We start from the raw sequence: 21,160 nt of genomic DNA, 5'->3' as shown, positions 1-21,160 counted from the left end.
CCAGCACGCCCAACCCCGCCCACTGCCACAGCTCCAGTCCACCCCAGGAGCCCTCCGGCACCGGCACGGGCAACGGTGGCGCGGTCCCCGCCGCCGCCTCTGTGGGCGCGGCGGACAGCAACGACAGCAGGGTGCTTGAACGAACCATGGCTCGGACCTCTCGTGGCGGGACGCGTGCGAGCGGGAGCGCACCGGACGGTGTGCCCTCGCGGATGCCTCCACCCTCGGGTGAAAGTTTGAGGTCAAACCTACTAGCGGTATGCGCCGGTTCGGTCCAGCAACTTCTCCGGGCCTGGGTGCCCCACGGCCCACGGGGCACGAAGCGCGACGGCGAGCGAGCTACGGCTTGCCCGTCGGCGCGGGGGGCGTGGGCTTGGGGAGCCGAGAGATGTGGCTCGCGGCAATCCGCCAACGCCCTTCCCGCTTGATGAGCGTGTCGGTGAAGCGGAAGTCCGCATCGAAGGTCGAGCCGCCGGAGACGCCCTTGACGGAGGTGATGCCAATCACCACCGCGGTGTCGCCGTAGAAGCGGACCTTCATGTCGTGGTTGCGGAAGACCTCGTAGCGAGGCTCCTTCGCGCGGACCTCGGCCAGGGTGGCGGCGCGGTCCGTCACGTTCCCCGCCGAGTCCATCTGGGTGAAGCCGTCCGCGAGGAAGCCCTCCAGGAAGGCGACGTCACTCTTCCGGAAGGCCTCACATGCGGCCTGGAGTCCATCGAGCACGGCCTTCTCCTCCCCGCTCGGAGAGGCCGCGACGGACGGAGAGGACAGCGCGAGAACCACGAGCGTGAGCATCGACTTCAACATGGAGGGCCCTCCTGGGAAGGCCCCTGGCGTACAGGGGATGGCTCCTGCTGTCGAACCGTCGTTGCTCCTTGAAGTCCAGGCGTCGCTCAGTCGTCGCTCGAGGCCCGCTGACGCAGCACGAGCAGCCTGGGCTCGGTCATGTCCTCGATGGCGTACTTCACGCCCTCGCGTCCCAGCCCGGAGCCCTTCACGCCCCCGTAGGGCATGGTGTCGACGCGGAAGCTCGGCACGTCACCCACCACCACACCGCCGACCTCCAGTTCGTCCCACGCCCGCATCGCGCGCGACAAATCGTTGGTGAAGAGGCCGGCCTGCAAGCCGTAGCGGCCCTCGTTCACCATGCGAAGGGCCTCGGTGAAGGACGTGAAGGGCTGGAGCAACACCACGGGCCCGAAGGCCTCCTCCGCGCAGAGCGGCTCGTCGGCGGGCACGTTCTCCACCACCGTGGCCTCCAGCAGCGCGCCCTTGCGGCCACCGCCCGTGAGCACGCGAGCCCCGCGCGCCACCGCACCCTGAATCCAGCCTTCGAGCCGCCGTGCCGCGGTCTCGTCAATCATGGGACCGAGCGTCGTCGCCTCGTCCCGGGGATTGCCCGCGCGCAGTGCCCGGGCCCGCGTGACGAGCCGCTCCTTGAGCGCGTCGTAGTGCGACACGTGCACGAGCACGCGCTGCACGGAGATGCAGCTCTGCCCCGATTGGAAGAAGGCCCCGTGCGCCACCCGGTCGGCGATGACGTCCAACGAGGCGCCGGGCTCGCGGTCCACCACGCAGGCCGCGTTGCCGCCCAGCTCCAGCACCACCTTCTTGCGTCCGGCGCGGGCCTTGAGGTCCCAGCCCACCTTCTCCGAGCCGGTGAACGACAGGAGCTTGAGCCGCTCGTCCTCGATGAGCGGGCCGATGTCCGCGAGCGAGGGGGTGATGACGGAGAAGGCGCCTTCGGGCAGGGCCGTCTCCGCGAGCACCTCCGCGAGCAGCATCGCGCTCACGGGCGTGCGGTCCGACGGCTTGAGGATGAAGGGGCACCCCGCGGCGATGGCGGGAGCGACCTTGTGGGCCACGAGGTTGAGCGGGAAGTTGAAGGGAGTGATGAGAGACACGGGCCCCACCGGCACGCGACGGGTGAAGCCCCGGTAGCCCTCCGCGCGCGGCGACACTTCCAGGTCCATCACCTCGCCACCACCGCGCACCGCCTCCTCGGCCGCGGCCTTGAAGGTCTCGATGAGGCGCGTGACTTCTCCCCGGGCGTCGCGCAGGGGCTTGCCCGCCTCGATGCAGAGCACCTGGGCCAGCTCCTCCGCGCGCTCCTGGAAGCGGCGCACGCAGTGCTCCAGCACGGCCTGACGCGCGTGGGCTGGCAGCTTGCGCATGGGCTCGGCGGCGCGCACCGCCGACGCGATGGCCTCCTCCACGGCGGCGGCGTCCGCGAGCGCGACGCGCGTCACCACCTCCCCGGAGAACTTGTCGACGACGGGAAGGGCCGCGTTGGGTTGGCGGGGCCGGTTCGCCAGATAGTACGGGTAGCGTTCAGCCAACATGGAGCACCTCGATGTCCTTGTCCCCGACGCCGAGCGCGCGGGTGTTGTCCGAGTAGTCGATGGGCAGGTCGATGACATGCACGCCGCCCGCCTCGAGGCTGCGCGCCAGCGTGGCGCCGAACTCCGACGCGCTCGTGGGCCGGTGGCCCTTGGCGCCGTAGGCCTCCGCGTAGCGGACGAAGTCGGGGTTGCCCAGGGCCATGCCGAAGTCCGGCAGGCCCATCTCCCCCTGCTTCCAGCGAATCATTCCGTAACCATCGTCGCGCACGACGATGACGACCAGGTCCAGGCCCAGGCGCACCGCCGTCTCCAGTTCCTGCGAGTTCATCATGAACCCACCGTCTCCGCAGACGGCGACCACCTTGCGACGAGGATTCACGAGCTTGGCGGCAATCGCGGACGGCAGCCCCGCGCCCATCGTCGCCAGCGCGTTGTCGAGCAGCAGCGTGTTGGGCCGCCGCGTGCGGTAGTAGCGGGCGAACCACAGCTTGTACATGCCGTTGTCCAGGCAGACGATTCCGTCATCCGGCAGCGCGCGGCGCACCTCGGCCACCAGCCGCGCGGGGTAGATGGGGAAGCGGTCATCCGCGAAGCCCTTCGCGAGCTGCGCCTCCAGTCCGGCCCGAGCCTTCTCGAACGGCGCGAAGTCCCAGTTCGTGCGCGAGCCCAGCCCCTCGGCGATGCGCCACACGGCGTTGGCGATGTCGCCCGTCACCTCCAGCTTCGGGAAGTAGACCGGGTCGACCTCCGCCGAGGAGAAGTTGAGGTGAACGACGGCGCGGCGGCTGTCGCGCATGACGAAGGGCGGCTTCTCGATGACGTCATGGCCCACGTTGATGATGCAGTCGGAGGCTTCAATCGCGCGGTGGACGAAGTCGCCGTCGGACAGCGCGGCGGTGCCCATCCACAGCGGGTGGGACTCGTCGACGACGCCCTTGCCCATTTGAGTGCTGGAGAAGGGAATGCCCACCCGGTCCACGAGGACGCGGAGCATCTCCGACGTGAGCTTCCGGTTGGCGCCCGCGCCAATCATCAACAAGGGACGCTTCGCGGAGGCGATGGTCTCCACGGCCTGGGCGATGGAGCTCTCGTCCGCCACGGGCCGTCGCCAGGCGCTGGGGGCCAGGAGCGAGGCCTCGGTGGAGTCACGCGCCACGTCCTCGGGCAACTCCAGATGCGTGGCGCCGGGCCGCTCCTCCTCGGCGCGTCGGAAGGCCTCGCGCACCGCCGACGGGATGTGCTCCGCGGAGACGAGCGTGCGCGTCTGCTTGGTGAGCGGGCGCATCATCCCCACCACGTCGACAATCTGGAAGTGGCCCTGCTTGCTCGCCTTGATGGGCTTCTGCCCGGTGAGCATCACCATCGGCATGGCGCCGAGCTGCGCGTACGCGGCGGGTGTGACGAGGTTGGTGGCGCCCGGCCCCAGCGTCGCCAGGCACACGCCCGCGCGGCCCGTCAGCCGCCCCCACGTCGCCGCCATGAAGCCGGCCGCCTGCTCATGTCGGGTGACGACCAGGCGCAGGCCGGAGGCGCGCATCGACTCCAGCAGGTCCAGGTTCTCCTCTCCGGGGAGTCCGAAGACGCAGCGCACGCCCTCCGCTTCGAGTGCTTTGACGAACAGGTCCGAGGCCTTCATCGCAGTCCTTCCTTCCGTGACAAGGGAAGTTCTACGAGCCAGGGTCGATTCGTACATTCGTTTGTTCACATGGAGTCGATAGGCACCATCTATGATGGCCCCATGGAGCTCCGGCACCTGCGCTACTTCACCGCCGTCGCCGACACGCTGCACTTCGGCCGTGCCGCGCGGCGGGTCCACGTCTCCCAGCCCACGCTGTCGCAGCAGATCCGCCAGCTCGAGGAGGAGCTGGCCACGCCGCTCTTCGAGCGCGCGCGGACCGGAGTGCGGCTGACACAGGCCGGGGAGTTGTTTCGCACCTACGCCTCGCGGGCCTTGGAGGACGTGGATGCGGGGCGGATGGCGGTGGGCGCGCTGCGGGGGTTGGCGACAGGCGCGCTGCGCGTGGGTTATCCGCCGAGCATGCGGGGCCTCGTGGTGCCGGCGCTGGCCTCGGTGCTGCGTCGCCACCCGGGGCTTGTGTTGAGCGCGGAGGAGGCGGTGGTGCGGCGGCTGGAGCGGCGCCTGGCGGATGGAAGGCTGGACGTGGGGCTGGGGTATTCGCCGGCCCGCTCGCCGGACCTGGACACCGAGCCGGTGTTCGACAGCCGGCTCGCGCTCGTGGTGTCGCGAGGGCATGCGCTCGCGTCGGCGGAGTCGGTGGGGGCGCGTCAGCTCGCGAGCGAGCCGTTCGCCCTGCTCTCTCCAGGGCTGCGCGTGCGCTCGCGCGTGGATGCGTACTTCGCGACGCTGCGACTGTCTCCGCGCATCGCGCTCGAATCGAACGCGGTCGCCACGGTGCTGGCCATCGTCCGCGCGGGCCTGGCCGTCACGGTGCTCCCCGAGCCCCGGCTCGCGGACGTGGAGCGACTGGTGGTGAAGCGACTGGCGCCCGCGCCCCGCTCGGAGCTGGCCGCCCTCCTCTGGCGCAAGGGCGCGCCCCGCGCTCCCGCCGCCGAGCTGTTCGCCTCCGAGGTCCACACTCGCGCGAAAGAAACCGGCGACTGAGTGGAGCCACTTCAACGCACAACCAGATGGTTGACTGTCACGATGCCATCGCTATGCTCAACGAAACGGTTGAACGTCGTCCGGATGTCCCGTGGCGACGCACTCCATTCCCGAGGGAACGATGCGAATCCCCTTCTGCAGTCTGTTCGTCGATGACCAGGAAAAGGCGCTCAAGTTCTACACGGAGAAGGTGGGCTTCGTGGAGAAGGTGAACGTCCCGGCGGGGGGGGCGCGGTGGATAACGGTGGTCTCCGCCGAGGACCCCGAAGGCACCCAGCTCGTCCTGGAGCCGAACCAGCATCCAGCGGCGGCGACGTACCAGAAGGCGCTCGTCGCCGACGGCATTCCCGCCACGGCGCTCATGTCCTCGGACATCCAGAAGGACTATGAGCGCATGAGCGCGCTGGGCGTGGTGTTCCGGGTGAAGCCCATCCAGATGGGGCCCGTCATGGGGGCCATCTTCGAAGACACCTGTGGAAACCTCATCATGCTCAACCAGGTCTGAGGCAGGGCTCCGGGGGCGCACGTCGCGCCCCCGAGAAGGCCAGGCCATGGCAGCATCGCGACGATGAAGCGAATCGTCGTCCCTCTCTTGTTGCTCGGCACCGCTTGCCACGCTCCATCCACGAGGCCGCGTGTCTATGCTGCCACGTCCATGGAGGAGTTCATGAACGTAGGGGACCCAGAGGGACCTCTCGACAAGGACTCGATACGGCGAACCATCCATCTGAATCGCGGGCAGATCGTGACCTGCTACCGGCATCACCAGGTCGACCTCCCTGCGACGGGGGGCAAGGTCGTCATCCGCTTCGTCATCGCGACGAACGGCACGGTGTCGGAAGCAAAGGTCGCGACGACGACGACCCTCCATGATCCAGCGCTGGAGGCGTGCATCGTCGACAGCATGATGACGTGGAGGTTCCCCAAGCCGACGGAGACGCCTCAAGTCGTCGTCACTTATCCCTACATCTTCAAGCCAGAGTCACCGACAAAGCAGTGACCTTGACCAGCCCTGGTCAGTCCTGGATTTGTCTATTCCCGTCAGCTCTACTCCGACAGGCAACGAGTCAACCTGTGGAGGAACCCATGGCCAAGCAGCTTCTGACCTCTCTCGCTGTCGCGTCCATCTTCCTGACTTCCAGCCCGGCCAGCGCAAGCTATCGGGAGGCCGCTTACGTGACGACGCTCTACAGCGACGCCACCTACACGACAGTGGTCGGGCACATCTATCCCGATTGCGGGCTGCGCTACATCCAGTACCACCTCGTGGGCACCTACTCCTACTTCGGCACCGACGAGTTCGTCGGGTATTGCACCGAGAATGGCTGGGAGCCGCTCTGAGAGCGGGGGCATCCGGGCGCCAGATGAAATTGAATGAACACGGCGCCCGCCCATCGGTGGAATTGCCCCCATGCCCCGAGGCGAAGCTCCTGATGCTCATGCTCCCTGTCGCCGCGCCGAACCACCGCGCGCTCACCACCGTTCTCGCCGCAACCCTCCTGAGTGCATGTGCCAGTGGACGCATTGCGGCACGGGATGAGAGCGCGGAACGCATCGAGACGGCGATAGGAGTCCCCGCCCTCGAGGAGCCCTTCCCGGACGGCCTCCCCTTCTATGCCGAGAGTCCGCCCATAAGCGACGCGCTGGCGATGAACGAGGCAGAGGAGGAAGAGGAAGAATAGGCCGAGGAGCCGCCTCCCTCGGAGTTCATCGGCAAGGGCCATCCGCGCGGGAGCATGTGCACGCCAGCGAGCGATATTGGAACGTCAAGGGACTCCGGGAACCCAGCGTGCACCGTGATGCCTACCATCCGGTACATCTACGGCCCCGGGGCCTATCAGGGCCCGCGGCCGTGACGCGCGCTCCGGAGGCTCGCGAACGGCCTCCGGAGTTTCTCGTGGCGATTGGGCCGGCAGCGCATGTCTTTCGCCGCGGGAGACACGCTCAACGACCGTGATGTGGCTCGGAGTGTGGAGCGGGTGATGAGTGCGGAGCGGACTCTGGGCGAGGAGCAGGCTCCGAGTGCGGAACCGGCTCCGGGCGTGGCGCGGGCTCCGAGTGTGGAACCGGCTCCGCATGTGGCGCGGGTTCTGGACGTGGCGCGGGCTCCGCATGTGGCGCGGGTTCTGGACGTGGCGCGGGCTCCGCGTGCGGCATGGGCTCTGGGCGAGGCGCGGGCTCCGCGCGTGGCGCGGGCTGGTAGCCATCGGGCTTCGGCGCGTTATGCGTGGGAGTCTCGGGCCTCGGCGCGTTATGCGCAGGAGCCTCGGGCCTCGGCGCGGCATGCGGGGGTGAACCGGGCCTGGGCGGGGGCTGTTGTGGGCGCGGCATCGCCGAGCTCCCTCCCCTCGGTGTCTGCGGACCGCTGCGCGCCCGAGGCGGATGAGCCGTGGGAGGCGGCGCTATCCTCGACCGAGGCACGGCTCGCCCCGTCGTCTGCGCGACCCTGTTCGGCGCCGGGCCTCGGTTCCACTCGCCGACACGAGCCGGCACGCGCTCACCCACTCCCTGGGTCCGCCGGAGCAGCACTGGCACGCGCGAGCGGGGAACCACGAACTGGCCCACATGGGGACGCACGAAGTCGTTCACCCCCACGAAGTTCCACGACAAGCCGAGGTTGATGTCGATGCCTGGAGGACCCAGCGGCTGCCAGCCGACGAAGCCGTCCCCCCAGCGCCAGTCCACCCAGGAGGGTGCCCATTCATTGTCGGGCCACCACACCCAGTCGTTGGCCGCACTGAGGAACCAACGGCCATAGTGGAACGGCGCCCAGCCCCAGTTCCAATTCGTCTCGAACGTCCATCCCCAGTCGCTGTAGGTCCACTGGCCGCCGGTGGCGTAGGGAACGAAGTCGGAACCGACGATGGTCGGATTGGGGCGCCAGACCCAGCCGACGTCCGGGAGCTGTACCCATGTCCCGTAAGGCGACAGCGCGTCGTAGAACGTCGAGACGGAGTTCGTGGAGCTCGCGGTGACTTGCGGCCCGTAGGCGTCCTGGGCGCTCGCGCCGCCGAGAGGTACCAGGAGGGCGCTCGCGCCCACGCCTCCCATGCGCAGCCATCGCCAGGTTCGATGCCAGGACCTCATGTCTCCTCCTTCGGGGATGGAGGTACTGCCTCCTCGAAGGGTGAGGCTTCTCTCTCCAGAAGGGAGTGCCTCGTGCCGGCGCCGACAAGCCCTGGTTGCCTGTCGGCTTGCGTCACGCCATGGCCTCCAGGACGGGGCGTGCGCCGCGGCCAGGCCGCATTGGGCTCGCCCGCATGGAAAGCATGAAATTCATGTTAATATCGAATTTCGGCGCTCAGACTGAAGATGTCAGACGAGCGCTGTCGCGCCTTGCGCGGAAAGGCACCCATGTTCAAGCAACTCGGCAGTGTGCTGTGGATGGCGTCGCTTCTGGTGGGCTGTGGCAACCTGGAGCCGAAGCTGGAGGACGAGGCGTCCTTCGAGGCGTCGTCGGAGCAGGGCATCTGTGGCCTGGGCTGTCCGTCCGGTCAGTACCCCACGCGGTATTACTGCAACCTCGCGTGCAGTGCGACGTGCTTCTCCCCCAACGCGACGGACTGCTCGGCCGTACCGTCCTGTGGAAACATCTCGACGTGTGGCATTGGCTGTCCGACGGGGTACTCGTCCAACGGGACGTACTGTGACCTCAACTGCGGCTCGACGTGCTTCTCCAACAATGCGACGCGATGCGTGAAGACGTGCCCTCCCAATCCCTGCCCGGGCCTGCCGACGGGGAGCGTGGTGGACATGGGCTCCTCCGGAGGACTGCGCTACTTCGAGATGTACTACTCCTCCTTCACCAGCGGGAACCCGAGCATCGGGACGGCGAGCTTCAATTCGCTGAGCTGCGTCAACGGCTTCACCGTCGGGCAGATCTACTGCGACGGCTCGCCGGTGTCGGCCACCGTGACGTTCTCCAACACGCAGCAGATCAACATCACCATCCCCACGTCGGGTGTGGCGCGAAACTGCGTGGCCTACAGTTCCAGCACGAACACGCAGTACATCCGGTTCGACTTCGTCGCGCCCGCGAACTGAGCAGGGAGCCACGAGCCGGGGCGGGAGGTGCACCCTGCCCCGGCTGCGCCGTGCCTCCAGCGAAGCGCTTGGGCCCGGGGCCATCAATGATTCCCACCCGCCTCCGGCGCCTCGCGCACGGAACCCAGGGCCAGCGACAGCCAGCGCGCGCGACTGGCGTGTCCCGTCCTCGCTGGAGGGCCCCGTGTGGAAGCGGGGCCCTCGGAGATGCGTTGCTACGGGATGACGGCGAAGGGGACCACCACGAGATTGTTCGTCTCGTCCGTCTCGGCGACCCCGTTGTACTGGTCGACGGACAGGATGAGGTTGTAGCTGCCTGCGTCCAGCGTCGTGGGCAGCGTCACCGTCTGGGACACCGTATAGCTGGCCATCGGAGCCAGCGACGAGGTGCGATAGAAGGCCGTGAGGAGTGTGTCCCCCGAGCAGCACGTGGCGTCCGTGGAGAGGTACACGAAGTCAAAGGTGGACTCGGGCGCGCCGGTGTCCGCCGAGCTGTTGGTGACAGTCCACGACAGGGGGATGGACGTCCCTGCCCGGGCCGAGGCCGGTGCCGTCAGGCCGCCCGGGACGAGTTCGCTGGTTGTGAGGGTGATGGGCAGTGCGGTCCACCCGTTGTTCGTCTCGTCCGATTCGTAGAGCTGCTCGTAGAAGTCGCTCCGCAAAAGCAGGTAGTAGGTGCCCGCGGGAACGCCCGGCAGGCGCGCGGTCGTCGTCGCGGTGTAGCTGGCACCCGGGGCCAGGGAGCTGTTGCGCCCCTGGCTCGTCACTTCCTTGTCCCCGCTCCCATAGGTCGCATCCGTGGACAGGTAGACATGGTCATACCAGCCCGGTATCGCGGAGCCCGCGCCCGCGTTCGTGACGGTCCAGCTCAAGGGCACCATGCTCTGGCCCCCCGCGGCCGTGGGCGCCGTGAAGGCGGTGGGCTTCAGGTCGGGGTTCGTCACCGTGAGCGGAACAGCGCTCCAGGCGTTGTTCGCGTCGTCCTTCTCCCCCATGACGCCGGTGTTGTCGGCCCGGAAGAGCAGGTACCAGTCGCCGGCCGGCACCCCGGGCAGCGCGGCGGACTTCGTGGTGGTGTAGCTGGCGCCAGGCGCCAGCGTCGTGACGTGGGGCTCTTCAAACAGCAGCTTGTCGTCGTGGCTGTAGTACCTGTCCTGGGACAGGTAGACGCCGTCCCGCCACGTCGCCGGCGCGGGCTGCGTGCCCCCGTTAGTGACGGTCCACGTGAAGGACAGCGACTGCCGGGTCACCGCCGCCGTGGGCGCACTGAAGGCCGTGGGCGCCAGATCCGGGGCGAGGCTCGTGTCCGGCGCCCGCACGCAAACCACGCGCCCCTGGGCCGTCTTCGCTTTGTACAGGTTGCCGCCCGAGGACAGGTCGACGCCCATGGCATCGGTCGTCCAAAACAAACCGGTGGTCGCGCTCCAGAAGGACTCCGACGTCTTGAAGGCGAAGTACGCCGTCGCCAGGGTGCTGCCACTCACTGCTCCCAGCTCGGTGTCCGTAGGCAGCCGCCAGTCGCTGAAGCCGCCTTCGACCAGGTCGTGGCAGTAGTTCTCCGTCGAGATGTCCGGCCTGTCCGGCACCATTCCCTCGGTGTAGTCATTCAGGCGGGCGCCATCCGCGGCATCCGGCTGCGCGTTGCCCGCCAGCTCCGAGCCCCAGACGGCGGCGTTCCAGCTCTTCGACGCCACGGAGGCCTTGCTCCAGACCAGGCCGCTGGGGCGTGTGTCCATGCACCCCCCGCTCGCGGACACGAAGGTCTGCCCGCCATCCACGGGGATGCGGCAGGTGTGTTCGGGAGGGGGCGGCGCGCTGCGCACGCACACGGCCAGGTACTGGCCGGTGGCCTTGGAGGCGTAGTCACACGCACCGGACTGGAGGTTGCACACCACGGCGATGGTGGAGGTCACGCTCGTCGCGGTCCACGCATTGGCCGTGGAATAGGGGAAGTATGCGCCTGCCTTGGACGCGCTCGCGACGGTGAGCAGTTCATCCTCCGCGGGCAGCCGCCAGTCGCTGAAGCCTCCCTGGATGAGGTCATGGCAGAAGGCCGCAGGCGCGCTGTCCGCCCCCTCGGTGACGGGGTAGCCGCCCGGGTAGTCATTGAGCCGGCCGTAGTCACTGGCATCGGGAGCGGGACTTCCCGCGAGCGCCGAGTCCCACATGGCGTCGTTCCAGTTCATCGTGCTCGGGATGACGGCGAAGACGAGGCCGCTGCCGATGTCCTCACAGCCTCCGTTGGCCGACCGCATGAGCGGAGCGTCCGTTCCATACACGGGGCGGCAGCTGTAGCTCAGCGCCGGATCGGGCGGTGCGCCGGGCGCCGGGAGGTCAATGGCGATCTCCGCGCCCGCGAGCGGCAGCTTCAGCGCTCCCGAGCCCACCTCCATCCGCGGCGAGATGGGGACCGTAACCCCGGTCGCGTAGACCTTCACATCCCGGCTCGTCAGGACGTACGAAGTCGTCTCCGGCGCCATGCCCGGCGACGCGTGGAACTGGAGCGTGACTCCCTTCAGCCTCAGCTCGCGGAGCGAGACCTCGGAGCCGTCGTAGTGGGCCGGCTTCAGGCGCAGCGACCGGATGTCCTTCAGGTCGCGGTTCGTCAGCCAGCCGGTGAGCGGTGCCGTGGCAGTGGTTCCATACGCGCCGGACAGCTCCACCCAGTGATAACCCAGCGAGTGGACCTTGCCCTGCACGTCCGTGGCCGACACGTCCACGCGCACACGCCCGTGCGTGCTGCCGGCGGTGACGGCGGCCTCGAGGTCGAACCGGACGCTGTCGACGGAGCGCGCCACGGGCACGCCGGAGCCCTCGGTGACGGTCACCTGCGTGGTGGTTTCCCCCACCAGTCCGGATGTGTTGATGACCCGGGCCGTCACCGTGTACGTGCCCGCGATCTCATACGTGTGCGGCCACGCGTGGGTTGCCGGGTTGGACACGATGTAGAGCCGACCTTCCACGCGCCCGTCGCCCCAGTCGAGCTGCACCACGTAGTTCCCCGCGGCGTTGTGGCTTTCGTCCGGGTCGGTGATGCCGGGGAACAAGGAGACGGTGGCGCCCGCCACGCTCGTCGTCGCCGTGAGCGACGGCGCCGAGCACATGGCGACTCCGCCCACCCAGCCCACGCGGCAGTCCGGCTGGGTCTCTCCCTCAAGGGGGGCGGCGAGGAGCCGGTAGTGCGCCGGATCCGCGCGCTGGAGCATCCGCACGCCGAACTCTCCCACGCACGCTTCCAGCGTGGCATCCGGGTCCGGAACGTTGGCGAGGTACGCCGCCTTCTCCGTCTCGGTCCAGGTCCGCGAGGCGATGGCGTTCCACCGACCATACAGGTTTGGAATGCCGGAGAACACGCGCTGGACGGCGAGCGTCACCAGCCCGCGCAGGTAGCGCGCGTCCGGGTCGTTGTCATTGGCGTGGTACTCGTCGCTCAACGTGTAGCCGGCGGGAAACTCGTCGGGCTTCGCGTAGGGCGCGGACTGCAGGAAGACCTGCTGGTGGGCGCAAGCCCCGACAAAGCTGACGTAGTCGACGAAGTCATCGGGGGCCTGCTGGAAGAGCGAGTTGCCACCCTGCTCGACGGCGCTCGACAGCATCACGCCGAGCTGGTTGCCATGCCAGGGGGCGGCCTCCGGGTTCGGGGAAACCGGGCTCCCGCACTGGGGGAGGTAGTCGCAGACGCAGCCCATGGCACCGGGACTGGGGGGAAGGCACGGACCATAGGATTTCGCGAATGGGGCAGAGGAGTTGCCCTCGCAGTTGATAGGCCTCTCCGTATTGAAGGCTGAATGGCAGTACAGCTCGGTCAAGGGATTGTACTTGCAGCACTTCAACGTAGGTTCACCATTGCAGATCTTCTCGAAGGGAAGGCCCGGGTCGAAGAGCAGAATGTTGCTGTAGCTCCAGCTGAGCAACATGCAGCTGCCCTTCCAGATGATGTCCTTGTGGGAGCAGCCAGGCTCATTGAACCCACCGTCGCTGCACTTGTTGGCCTCCTTGACGAACATGGCCACGTCCCTGGCCCTTTCCATCCAGTCCATGACTTCGTGAGGCCAGGGCAGACTGCCCTCATCGGACGCGTCCAGGTCGGCGTACCCCGGCCCGGAGCGGCCGCCGAGCCCGGCCCTGGCCGTAGTGGCCGGAGCCGCTGGAGCCTCGGTGTCGGGGGCGGGCATGTCCGTGGTCGGCTGGCAGCCCAGGGCGCTCAGCAGGACGAGGACTGTCAGCGGGATATTTCGTTGGAGTTGTTGGAAGGGGGGCATGGGAGCCCCCATTTCTAGCGCACGGAATCACCCCGAGTGAGACCCGTTTGGCCTCCTCCCCCTGGCTTTCCTCGTGAGCCGGCAGGCGCTTCCTGTAGGGGCAAGTGACTGTCGATTCTGCGACAGTCGCCAGCGCGCGCGTGCTCTGACCGGGAGATGCTTGGTGGGTCATAGCCAAACCTCGCCCGGGACTTCGGCACGGCGAATCGCCAGCGAATCCTGAGCCGCTGGCAGTCTGTCAGGCCCAACGAACCTCATTCGTCGCGACGCTATCCATGACCACTCCCCACCCTGCCCCCATGTCTGTTCTGAGCGACGCCCAGGTCCAGCGATTCATCGAGGAAGGCTTTGTCCGACTCGATGACGCCTTTCCCGGACAGGTCGCGGACGCCGCGCGCGACATCCTCTGGCGCGACACGGGCTGCTCCCCGGATGACCCGGCCACCTGGACACGTCCCGTCATCCGGCTCGGCGAATATGCGCAGGAGCCCTTCCGACAAGCGGCCAACACCCCACGCTTGAGAGCCGCGTACGACCAACTCGTCGGCCCTGGGCGCTGGGCTCCTCGGATGAGCCTGGGCTCGTTTCCCGTCCGCTTCCCCAGCACCGAGAACCCCGGTGACGATGGCTGGCATGTCGACACCAGCTTCCCTCCCCCAGATGGAGGCACCGGCTCCTTCTTCGAGTGGCGCGCCAATGTCGCCTCACAAGGCCGCGCGCTCCTCATGCTGTTCCTGTTCTCCGACGTCGGAGAGCAGGACGCGCCCACGCGCATCCGCATCGGCTCCCACCGGCACATCGCGAGGCTCCTCGCACCGGAAGGCACGAAGGGACTGAGCTTCATGGAGCTCGCCCAGAAGCTCGAAGGAACCACCACCTGTCCTGAAGCGCTGGCCAGTGGTGACGCGGGAACCGTCTACCTGTGCCATCCCTTCATCGTGCACGCCGCGCAGCCCCACCGGGGCACCCGGCCACGCTTCATGGCCCAGCCGCCACTGTTCCCCTCCGGGCCCATGACGCTCGACGGCCACGCGGGTGACGACTTCCCCATCACTCAAGCGATTCGCCGCGCACTCAGCGAAGCCCCGTCGCGCTGACGAAGTCCGCCATCGACTCGACTTCGGAGAGCACGGACGCACGTCTCGCGGCGTTCGAACAGGGAGCGTGGAGCGACCCCCCGCGGGTCGGCTCCACGCTCCCCTCGAATCCCAACCGCAACGCTCAGCCCGCCCCGGACCCGCGCGTGGGGTGTGAGGAAACAAGGCGCGCTCCGGGGTGCATCTCCCTGGAGACACAGCCCGCGAAAAGGTGGCGCATTTCTCGCGAGCGAATCTCCTCCCGCGTCACAACCCCCTGGTTTCCCAGCGCTTCCGCCCCGAATCCTCCGGAGAAATCACGAGGGCGTCGCGTCCTTCATCACGCTGCGGATGCTCAAGTCCAACTGACTCTGCAGCACCCGAAGCAAGCTGCTGAGCCCCTGCGAGTCCTCCCCCAGGCGGGCAGCCAGACGCTGGCGCACATCATCGCGCAGTTGCTCCCGGGCCTGGGCCAGCCACCGCTTCACCGTGGAGCGGTCCACCTGGTACGCGCGGGCAATCTGCGCCGTCCCCAATCCTTCCACCAGATGCAGGCGCAAGAGCGTGCGCGCCCGAGGCTCCAGCGCCTTGAGCGCCTCCTGGAATACCGCCGCGAAGTCCTCGCGGTAGTGCTCCTGGATGAACCGCCGGTCCGCGTCCACCTCCTGCACGCTCGTTTCCACGAGCTTGGAGTCATCCAAGTCGAACGAAATCTTTCGCTCCCGCATCAGGTTGAGCGCGGTGCGCAGCGCGGCGACACGCAGCCATGCCAGCAGTGCGCCCTGTCCCTCGTAATCCACGATGCGCGGGGCTCGCTCGCCGCTGGGGAGAAAAAGCTTCACGCGCAGCACCTGGAGCGCCTCGTCCGCCACCGAGACGTCCAGCCCCCGGTGCAGCAGCGCCTTGCGGAGCTGCGGGGTATAGCGCGCCTCGAACTCCGCGAGCGCCTGGGTGTCGCCGCGCGCACAAGCCCGCGCGAAAGCCACATCGTCTTCATGGTCGGCGCCATTCATCGTCATGACCGCCCCCGTCGGTTATCGTCGCCGGCGAAATGGAATGCCTCGAGACGCGACGACTCTTCGCCTTCGCACAGGGTGAACTGGACGCCGAAGCGACGCGCCAGGTGGAACAGCATCTTGATTCCTGCGCCTCCTGTCGAGCACTCGTGGCGGAGGCGGCTCGCGCGGAGGACGGGGAGGCAAGCCCGGAGTCCCCACCTTCGTCACCCACCGGCGTGGCGCTGTCGTGGCTCGAACGAGGCGCCCTGATGGGTCGCTATGTCGTGCTCGAGCGCATTGGCGCGGGAGGCATGGGCGTCGTCCACGCGGCATACGACCCGGAGCTGGACCGCCGCGTCGCGCTCAAGCTGATTCGCATCGACTCGACGACTCCCGCGCACCTGGAGCGCGCGCAGGCCCGGCTGCTGCGCGAGGCCCAGGCCACCGCGCGCGTCATCCACCCCAACGTCATCACCATCCATGACGCGGGCCGCTTCGGCGAGCATGTCTTCCTCGCCATGGAGTTGGTGGACGGCACCACGCTGCGCGCGCACATCCGCTCGCGCAAGGGGCGCGGCGACTGGCGCGAGACGCTGAGCCTGTTCATGCAGGCCGGACGCGGCCTCGCCGCCGCCCATGCGCAGGGACTGGTCCACCGCGACTTCAAGCCGGACAACGCGCTCGTCGGCAAGGACGGCCGTGTGCGCATCACCGACTTCGGGCTGGCGCGCATCGTCGAGGGCGTCGACGACACGCCCACCCCGCCGGGCCCCACCGTGCCCGCGCCCCTGCGCTCGGAGTGGCACACGCGCTCCGACATGGTGCTGGGGACGCCGGCGTACATGTCTCCCGAGCAGAAGCGCGGCGAGCCCTCGGACGCGCGCAGCGACCAGTACAGCTTCTGCGTCGCGCTCCATGAGGCGCTCTACGGCCAGCGGCCCTTCGTCACGCAGGCGGTGGCGAAGCCCGCGCCAGACGCGCCCCGAGCCGCGCCAGGCCCGCGCCCGCCGCAAGGCTCGAACGTTCCCGCCTGGGTGCATCAGGTGATTCTCCGCGGCCTGTCCGCCGCGCCCGACGCACGCCACGAGTCCATGGAGGCGCTGCTGCGCGGGCTCTCCCGCGCTCCGGGGGAGACATGGCGTCGCGCCGTCTTCGCCGCGAGCGCGGGGCTGTTGCTCCTGGCGGGAGGCGCGGCCCTGCACCGCTCCACCTCCGGAGACCCGTGCGCGGGCAGTGAGCAGGCGCTCATCGGAGTCTGGGACCCCGCGCGCAAGGACGCGGTGCGCGCGGTCTTCACCGGCAGCGCCCTGCCCTATGCCGCCGGTGCCTGGAGCGAGGTGCAACACACGCTGGATGGCTATGCGGGAAGCTGGGTGGCGGAGAGCCACGAGGCCTGCATCGCCACGCGCGTGAAGGGCCAGCAGACGGAGCGCCTGCTCGAGCGCCGCGTCATCTGCATGGACCAGCGACTCAAGGATTTGGGCGCCGTCGTGGACACGCTGGCGACCGGCGACAAACAGGTCATCCAGAACGCGTCACGCATGGTGCACGGCCTGGAGAACCTGTCGGTCTGCGCGAACCTCTCCGCGCTCGCCGCGCCGGAGCCGCCGCCCACCGATGAGGCGAGCCAGAAGCACATGGAGGCCATCCGGACGCAGCGCGCGCAGGTCCGCGCGAAGCTCACCGCCGGGCAGGTGGCCCTCGCGCTCAAGCTCGCGACCGAGGTGGCCCGCGAGGCCCACGCGCTGGGCTACGGCCCCCTGGAGGCCGAGGTGCTGGATTTGCTCGCGGAGTCCCAGGGGAAGAACCTGGCCCACCGCGAAGGCATCAAGACGTTGCATCAGGCCATCCAGGTGGCCACCGCGAGCCGACATGACCGACAGGCCGCCGAGTCGTGGGCGGGCATGATTCGCCTGCTCAGCCTGGTGGGCCCGGAGGTGGACCCCGACGGGATGGCCCCCGCCCACGCGGAAGCCGCGCTCAGGCGTCTCGGAGGCGACGCGCGCATCGAGGCGAGGTACTTCCGGAACCTCGCCAGCCTGCACCGCGTCCGGGGCCGAAGGGAGGAGGCCCTGGCCGCGAGCGAGCGGGCGGTGGAGCTGGCCCGGAAGCTCTACACGGGGAACGACCCGGAGCTGGGCACGGCGCTGCTCACCATGGGCCATGCCCTCTACGAGTTCCAGCGACACTCGGAGGGCTTGCGCTACCTGCTCGAGGCGGAGGCCGTCTATCGGAGGACCTATGGCCCCGAGCATCCCTATCTGGCCACCGTCTTGAGCAACCTGGCGGTCTTCAGCGTGCGGCTCGGCGACCACGAGAGCGCGCTGAAGTACGGACGTGAGTCCCTGAAAATCAATGCGCGCGTCTACGGAGAGGAGAGCGAGCCGACGGCCAGCGTGTACTTCAACCTGGGGGGCTTCCTGATGGAAGCGGGCCGCCCGGAGGAGAGCATCCAGCACTACGAGAAGGCCGTGCGCATCCGCGACAAGGTGCAAGGGACAGAGCACGCGGACCTCGTCGTACCCCTGTCGAAGATGGGAGAGGTGCAGGCCTCCGTGGGGCGCTTCGACGAAGCGCTGAAGACACACCAGCGAGCCCTCGCCATCGCGGAGAAGACCTCCGGGCCCGACAGCGCCTTCGTGGCGAGGGATTTGAAGTGCCTCGGCGAAGACTACCTGGGGCTCCAGCAGCCGCGGAAGGCGCTCCCCCTCCTGGAGCGAGCGGTCCTCCTCTTCGAGCGGCTGACCGCCGAGAAGGACCGGGACCATCAGTCCGATGCGCGCTTCGCGCTCGCACGAGCACTGGTGAGCACCTCCGGAGACCGCAAGCGGGCAGTGCGGCTGGCCACCGCCGCGCAGGCCTACAACCAGGGCGACCTCAAGTCCCGTGAGAACGAGTTCAAGACCGTCTCACAGTGGCTGGCGACCCACGGAGCGCCCGGCTCCCACTGAAGCGCTGGGGAAGACACATGCGCCAGGACTCCACTATCCTCCCACGGCATGGCCAGCCCCTATGACGTGACGTCGGTGCGCAGCCCCTCGGAGCTGCCGCGCATCCTCGACCTCCAGCGAAAGAACCTGCCCAAGGCCATCAGCACGGATGAGATGCGCTCGCAGGGCTTCGTCACCGTGGAGCATGACGTGTCCGCCCTGGAGCGGATGCACGCCCTGGCCCCCAGCATCATCGCGAGCCACGAAGGTGAGCTGGTGGCCTATGCGCTGACGATGCCTCGGGAGTGCCGCGCGCTGATGCCCTTGCTCGTCCCCATGTTCGACCTGCTGGACACGCTGGAGTACCAGGGCCGTCCGCTGACGGAGCAGCGGTTCTACGTCATGGGGCAGGTCTGCATCGACAAGGCCCACCGGGGCAAGGGCGTGTTCGAGCAGCTCTATGCCAAGCACCGCGAGCTGTATCGCGAGCGCTTCGACCTGCTCGTCACCGAGGTCTCCACCCGCAACACGCGCTCCATGCGCGCCCATGAGCGCGTGGGCTTCAAGCCGCTGCACACCTACCGCGACGCGACGGACGAGTGGGCCGTGGTGGCCTGGGATTGGAGCGAGCCCGCGCCCGTCAGCGCTGGCTCAGCGGGATGACGAGCTTCTCCGCGGTGTGAGTCTCGGAGAACTTCGCCACCTTCACCACCGACAGGCCCTGCGCCTTGGCGGCGGCGATGACCTCTCCATCCGCCAGCTTCGACGCCTTGCCCTTGGGCCGTATGACCCAGATGCCCCCGTCGCGCTTGATGCTCCGCTGCAGCGTCCCCAGGCGATCCAAATCCTCGGGGCCGTCCACGGCGACGAAGAGCAGGTCACACTCCTTGGGCGCGCGGCCCGTGTGGACCTCGCCCACCTTGCGCTCCAACTGCGCGAGGAAGTCCTCGTCCTTCACCCCGAGCACGCACAGCTTCTGGCCCGCCTTCACGCCCAGCTTGTCCAAGAGGCCGCGAGGGTTCTTCAGCTTGTTCGCCCACTTCTCCGCCAGCTCCGGCCCCAGCGAGAAGCTGGCCAGCCCCTCCGCCGTGGACACCTTCAGCACGCCTCGGGAGACCTCCACGTTGGACACCGCCTTCACCGGGATGTCGAACCGGAACGTCCCCCGGAAGGTGACCTTCTCGCTCTCCAGATAAGCCTTTCCCTCCGACGTCTGGCCCTGGAAGGACACCTTGCACAGCACTTCGGACCCCATGCGCGCTCCTCGCTCCGCTCAGCCCGGCTCGACGGCCTCGCCAAACCGCTGCCCCAACGCCTTCAGGTACGAGTCCATGTTGCGGTGATGGCCAAAGACGAACTTCGACATGAAGCGGAAGAACGGGTTGTACACGGAGCCATTCTCCGTGATGGACACCCGCACGCCCGACTCCACCGGCTCCGCCTTCCACGTCCACGTCCCGCCGAAGGGCAGCCCCGCTTCCTGGATGCGGGTGACGAGCGTGGCCTTCGGCGGAGGTGCCTCCTCCAACACCTCCGAGGGCAACGAGCCGTTGGAGTCCTCCACCATGAACACCGCGTGCCCGTCACGGTCCGGCTGACGCTCCACCCGCTTGAGGCCCTTGTTCCAAGAGGGCCACGCCGCGATGTCGGAGATGACCGGCCAGACGGTGTCCAACGGCTGCTTCAAGATGATGCTGCGAAAGGCGACGTGGTCTCTTGGCAGCAATGTCCCGATGCCAACAACCACCGCCGCGAGCCCCGCCACCGAGCCCAGTGCGCCCACTATCCACATGCTCTTCCTCGTCTTCACGGCGAGTGTACTAAGTCGTCCCAACTCCAGACGTCAACCATTCCCACCCTGTCAGCGCATCGCACTGCCATGCAGTCCATGTTTGCGCATCAGCTCGAAGAAGGCCCTGCGGGCCTTTCCACTCGCGCGCGCGGCGCGTGAGATGTTGCCTCCATTGCGTCGCAGCGCCTCGGTGATGTAGCGCCGCTCGAAATCATCGATGAGATTGCGTTTCGCGCGCTGGAAGGCCAGGTCCAACCGGAGCCTTGGGGCCAGCTCTGGATGAGAGGACTCCGGGTCCAACAAGTCGATGTCCGGCGGTTCCACCGGACGGCCCAACTGGAGCGCCGTCAGGTAACGGACACAGTTCTCCAACTCGCGGGCATTGCCCGGCCACGCATAGTCTTCCAACCAGCGCAGGGCGCCTCGTGAGTACTCGACGGGCGGCAGGCCATAGGCCGCCGCGTAGTGGTGGGTGAAGGAGTCCAGGAGGGGGAGGATGTCCGCGGGGCGCTCGCGCAGGGGCGGCACGCGGATGGGCACTACGCGCAGGCGGAAGAACAGGTCCGCGCGGAAGCGCCCGTCCCTCACGGCCTCCAGCAGGTCCGCGTTCGTCGCGGCGACGATGCGCACATCCGCGCGCCGCATGCGGTTCTCTCCGAGCCGTCGGTACTCGCGCTCCTGGATGAAGCGCAGCAGCTTCACCTGGCTGGCGAGGGCCAGCGAGTCCACCTCGTCGAGGAAGAGCGTCCCCGCCTCGGCGCTGGCAATCAAACCCTCGCTCTTGAGGTGCGCCCCGGTGAAGGCTCCGGCGACATGGCCGAACAGCTCGTTCTCCAGCAGGTCCGGAGGCAGCGCGCCGCAGTTGATGGCCACGAAGCCGCCGCCGTGCTGTCGGCTCTGTTCATGCAGGTAGCGGGCGTAGCGCTCCTTCCCCACGCCCGTGGGTCCGGTGATGAGGACTTCCGTCATGGTGGGAGCCACCCTCGCGAGCTGGGCGAGCAACCTCTGGTGCTCCAGACTCCGGCCAACGATTTCCATGATGGCCATCCATTCAATGGGCCCGCCGCGCGGCGGGGGCCGTGGGCGTCACGAG

Annotated in this window: 18 protein-coding genes and 1 pseudogene; 10 read left to right on the top strand and 9 right to left on the bottom strand. The window is 68.2% G+C overall.

What is annotated here, in order from left to right; genetic code table 11:
* Nucleotides 1–339: 339 nt before the first annotated feature.
* The 3 genes from HUW62_RS16335 to HUW62_RS16325 all read right to left on the bottom strand — a co-directional run bounded on the left by HUW62_RS16335 (nucleotide 340) and on the right by HUW62_RS16325 (nucleotide 3,978).
* A complete protein-coding gene (locus tag HUW62_RS16335; RefSeq protein ID WP_176434989.1) occupies nucleotides 340–807 on the bottom strand; it encodes a nuclear transport factor 2 family protein in 468 nt (155 codons plus the stop codon).
* 86 nt (nucleotides 808–893) lie between these two features.
* Nucleotides 894–2,342 (bottom strand): aldehyde dehydrogenase family protein, encoded by a 1,449-nt coding sequence (locus tag HUW62_RS16330; RefSeq protein ID WP_176434988.1) that lies wholly within the window; start codon nucleotides 2,340–2,342, stop codon nucleotides 894–896.
* Nucleotides 2,332–3,978, bottom strand: a complete 1,647-nt coding sequence (locus HUW62_RS16325; protein ID WP_163865733.1) for an acetolactate synthase large subunit — start codon at nucleotides 3,976–3,978, stop codon at nucleotides 2,332–2,334. The genes HUW62_RS16330 and HUW62_RS16325 overlap by 11 nt, the downstream gene beginning before the upstream one ends.
* Before the next feature lie 102 nt (nucleotides 3,979–4,080).
* Here HUW62_RS16325 and HUW62_RS16320 point away from each other — a divergent pair, with 102 nt between their 5' ends.
* The 5 genes from HUW62_RS16320 (at nucleotide 4,081) to HUW62_RS16300 (ending at nucleotide 6,647) form a co-directional block, all read left to right on the top strand.
* Nucleotides 4,081–4,965, top strand: a complete 885-nt coding sequence (locus HUW62_RS16320; RefSeq protein WP_163865734.1) for a LysR substrate-binding domain-containing protein — start codon at nucleotides 4,081–4,083, stop codon at nucleotides 4,963–4,965.
* Between the two features lie 121 nt (nucleotides 4,966–5,086).
* On the top strand, nucleotides 5,087–5,470 hold the full coding sequence (locus HUW62_RS16315) for a VOC family protein (protein ID WP_176434987.1): 384 nt from the start codon (nucleotides 5,087–5,089) through the stop codon (nucleotides 5,468–5,470).
* Between the two features lie 162 nt (nucleotides 5,471–5,632).
* Nucleotides 5,633–5,965 carry an AgmX/PglI C-terminal domain-containing protein gene (locus HUW62_RS16310; RefSeq protein ID WP_176434986.1) on the top strand — a complete coding sequence of 111 codons (333 nt, stop codon included), beginning with the start codon at nucleotides 5,633–5,635 and terminating at the stop codon, nucleotides 5,963–5,965.
* Nucleotides 5,966–6,051: 86 nt separating this feature from the next.
* Nucleotides 6,052–6,306 carry a hypothetical protein gene (locus HUW62_RS16305; protein ID WP_163865737.1) on the top strand — a complete coding sequence of 85 codons (255 nt, stop codon included), beginning with the start codon at nucleotides 6,052–6,054 and terminating at the stop codon, nucleotides 6,304–6,306.
* A 92-nt stretch (nucleotides 6,307–6,398) separates the two neighbouring features.
* The gene (locus tag HUW62_RS16300; protein WP_176434985.1) at nucleotides 6,399–6,647 is read left to right on the top strand and encodes a hypothetical protein; all 249 of its coding nucleotides are present in this window, start codon (nucleotides 6,399–6,401) and stop codon (nucleotides 6,645–6,647) included.
* 262 nt (nucleotides 6,648–6,909) lie between these two features.
* Here the strand turns inward: HUW62_RS16300 and HUW62_RS49985 are convergent, their stop codons facing one another.
* On the bottom strand, nucleotides 6,910–8,016 hold the full coding sequence (locus HUW62_RS49985; RefSeq protein ID WP_368670424.1) for a DUF6600 domain-containing protein: 1,107 nt from the start codon (nucleotides 8,014–8,016) through the stop codon (nucleotides 6,910–6,912).
* Nucleotides 8,017–8,319: 303 nt separating this feature from the next.
* Here HUW62_RS49985 and HUW62_RS16295 point away from each other — a divergent pair, with 303 nt between their 5' ends.
* Complete coding sequence (locus HUW62_RS16295) at nucleotides 8,320–9,009, top strand: hypothetical protein (RefSeq protein ID WP_163865739.1); 690 nt, start codon at nucleotides 8,320–8,322, stop codon at nucleotides 9,007–9,009.
* A gap of 215 nt (nucleotides 9,010–9,224) precedes the next feature.
* Here HUW62_RS16295 and HUW62_RS16290 read toward each other — a convergent pair whose 3' ends face one another.
* On the bottom strand, nucleotides 9,225–13,271 hold the full coding sequence (locus tag HUW62_RS16290) for a CARDB domain-containing protein (protein WP_217911362.1): 4,047 nt from the start codon (nucleotides 13,269–13,271) through the stop codon (nucleotides 9,225–9,227).
* Between the two features lie 299 nt (nucleotides 13,272–13,570).
* Between HUW62_RS16290 and HUW62_RS16285 the strand changes: the two genes are divergently transcribed.
* Nucleotides 13,571–14,368: a phytanoyl-CoA dioxygenase family protein gene (locus HUW62_RS16285; protein ID WP_176434984.1), complete on the top strand. Its 798-nt coding sequence runs from the start codon at nucleotides 13,571–13,573 to the stop codon at nucleotides 14,366–14,368.
* 296 nt (nucleotides 14,369–14,664) lie between these two features.
* Here the strand turns inward: HUW62_RS16285 and HUW62_RS16280 are convergent, their stop codons facing one another.
* Nucleotides 14,665–15,366 carry a sigma-70 family RNA polymerase sigma factor gene (locus tag HUW62_RS16280; RefSeq protein WP_176434983.1) on the bottom strand — a complete coding sequence of 234 codons (702 nt, stop codon included), beginning with the start codon at nucleotides 15,364–15,366 and terminating at the stop codon, nucleotides 14,665–14,667.
* A 32-nt stretch (nucleotides 15,367–15,398) separates the two neighbouring features.
* Between HUW62_RS16280 and HUW62_RS49980 the strand changes: the two are divergent.
* The 3 genes and pseudogenes from HUW62_RS49980 to HUW62_RS16270 all read left to right on the top strand — a co-directional run.
* Nucleotides 15,399–15,494: pseudogene (locus HUW62_RS49980) on the top strand (zf-HC2 domain-containing protein); the annotation flags it as partial.
* A 120-nt stretch (nucleotides 15,495–15,614) separates the two neighbouring features.
* Nucleotides 15,615–18,296: a serine/threonine-protein kinase gene (locus HUW62_RS16275; RefSeq protein WP_255203462.1), complete on the top strand. Its 2,682-nt coding sequence runs from the start codon at nucleotides 15,615–15,617 to the stop codon at nucleotides 18,294–18,296.
* Nucleotides 18,297–18,344: 48 nt separating this feature from the next.
* Complete coding sequence (locus tag HUW62_RS16270) at nucleotides 18,345–18,938, top strand: GNAT family N-acetyltransferase (RefSeq protein WP_163865744.1); 594 nt, start codon at nucleotides 18,345–18,347, stop codon at nucleotides 18,936–18,938.
* Here the strand turns inward: HUW62_RS16270 and HUW62_RS16265 are convergent.
* From HUW62_RS16265 to HUW62_RS16255, 3 genes are read right to left on the bottom strand one after another with little or no spacing between them, the layout of a single operon-like run.
* Nucleotides 18,916–19,530 (bottom strand): DUF3052 family protein, encoded by a 615-nt coding sequence (locus HUW62_RS16265; protein WP_163865745.1) that lies wholly within the window; start codon nucleotides 19,528–19,530, stop codon nucleotides 18,916–18,918. The two genes, HUW62_RS16270 and HUW62_RS16265, sit on opposite strands and share 23 nt — an antisense overlap.
* Nucleotides 19,531–19,548: 18 nt before the next feature.
* A complete protein-coding gene (locus HUW62_RS16260) occupies nucleotides 19,549–20,085 on the bottom strand; it encodes an SRPBCC family protein (RefSeq protein WP_163865746.1) in 537 nt (178 codons plus the stop codon).
* A gap of 51 nt (nucleotides 20,086–20,136) precedes the next feature.
* Nucleotides 20,137–21,105, bottom strand: coding sequence for a sigma 54-interacting transcriptional regulator (locus HUW62_RS16255; protein ID WP_163865747.1), 969 nt, complete (start codon nucleotides 21,103–21,105; stop codon nucleotides 20,137–20,139).
* Nucleotides 21,106–21,160 lie beyond the last annotated feature (55 nt).

Source organism: Myxococcus sp. AM011, from assembly GCF_013372595.1.
Lineage (GTDB): Bacteria > Myxococcota > Myxococcia > Myxococcales > Myxococcaceae > Myxococcus > Myxococcus eversor.
The sequence above is the reverse complement of the archived record's forward strand: the minus strand, read 5'-3'. Positions and strand labels throughout refer to the sequence as shown.

Coding starts and splice junctions, on each gene's coding strand:
- HUW62_RS16275 (WP_255203462.1), top strand. CDS start 15,615: ATGGGTCGCTATGTCGTGCTCGAGCGCATTGGCGCGGGAGGCATGGGC.
- HUW62_RS49985 (WP_368670424.1), bottom strand. CDS start 8,016: ATGGGAGGCGTGGGCGCGAGCGCCCTCCTGGTACCTCTCGGCGGCGCG.
- HUW62_RS16295 (WP_163865739.1), top strand. CDS start 8,320: ATGTTCAAGCAACTCGGCAGTGTGCTGTGGATGGCGTCGCTTCTGGTG.
- HUW62_RS16285 (WP_176434984.1), top strand. CDS start 13,571: ATGTCTGTTCTGAGCGACGCCCAGGTCCAGCGATTCATCGAGGAAGGC.
- HUW62_RS16255 (WP_163865747.1), bottom strand. CDS start 21,105: ATGGAAATCGTTGGCCGGAGTCTGGAGCACCAGAGGTTGCTCGCCCAG.
- HUW62_RS16325 (WP_163865733.1), bottom strand. CDS start 3,978: ATGAAGGCCTCGGACCTGTTCGTCAAAGCACTCGAAGCGGAGGGCGTG.
- HUW62_RS16310 (WP_176434986.1), top strand. CDS start 5,633: ATGAACGTAGGGGACCCAGAGGGACCTCTCGACAAGGACTCGATACGG.
- HUW62_RS16315 (WP_176434987.1), top strand. CDS start 5,087: ATGCGAATCCCCTTCTGCAGTCTGTTCGTCGATGACCAGGAAAAGGCG.
- HUW62_RS16335 (WP_176434989.1), bottom strand. CDS start 807: ATGTTGAAGTCGATGCTCACGCTCGTGGTTCTCGCGCTGTCCTCTCCG.
- HUW62_RS16280 (WP_176434983.1), bottom strand. CDS start 15,366: ATGACGATGAATGGCGCCGACCATGAAGACGATGTGGCTTTCGCGCGG.
- HUW62_RS16290 (WP_217911362.1), bottom strand. CDS start 13,271: ATGCCCCCCTTCCAACAACTCCAACGAAATATCCCGCTGACAGTCCTC.
- HUW62_RS16300 (WP_176434985.1), top strand. CDS start 6,399: ATGCTCATGCTCCCTGTCGCCGCGCCGAACCACCGCGCGCTCACCACC.
- HUW62_RS16305 (WP_163865737.1), top strand. CDS start 6,052: ATGGCCAAGCAGCTTCTGACCTCTCTCGCTGTCGCGTCCATCTTCCTG.
- HUW62_RS16265 (WP_163865745.1), bottom strand. CDS start 19,530: ATGGGGTCCGAAGTGCTGTGCAAGGTGTCCTTCCAGGGCCAGACGTCG.
- HUW62_RS16320 (WP_163865734.1), top strand. CDS start 4,081: ATGGAGCTCCGGCACCTGCGCTACTTCACCGCCGTCGCCGACACGCTG.
- HUW62_RS16270 (WP_163865744.1), top strand. CDS start 18,345: ATGGCCAGCCCCTATGACGTGACGTCGGTGCGCAGCCCCTCGGAGCTG.
- HUW62_RS16330 (WP_176434988.1), bottom strand. CDS start 2,342: ATGTTGGCTGAACGCTACCCGTACTATCTGGCGAACCGGCCCCGCCAA.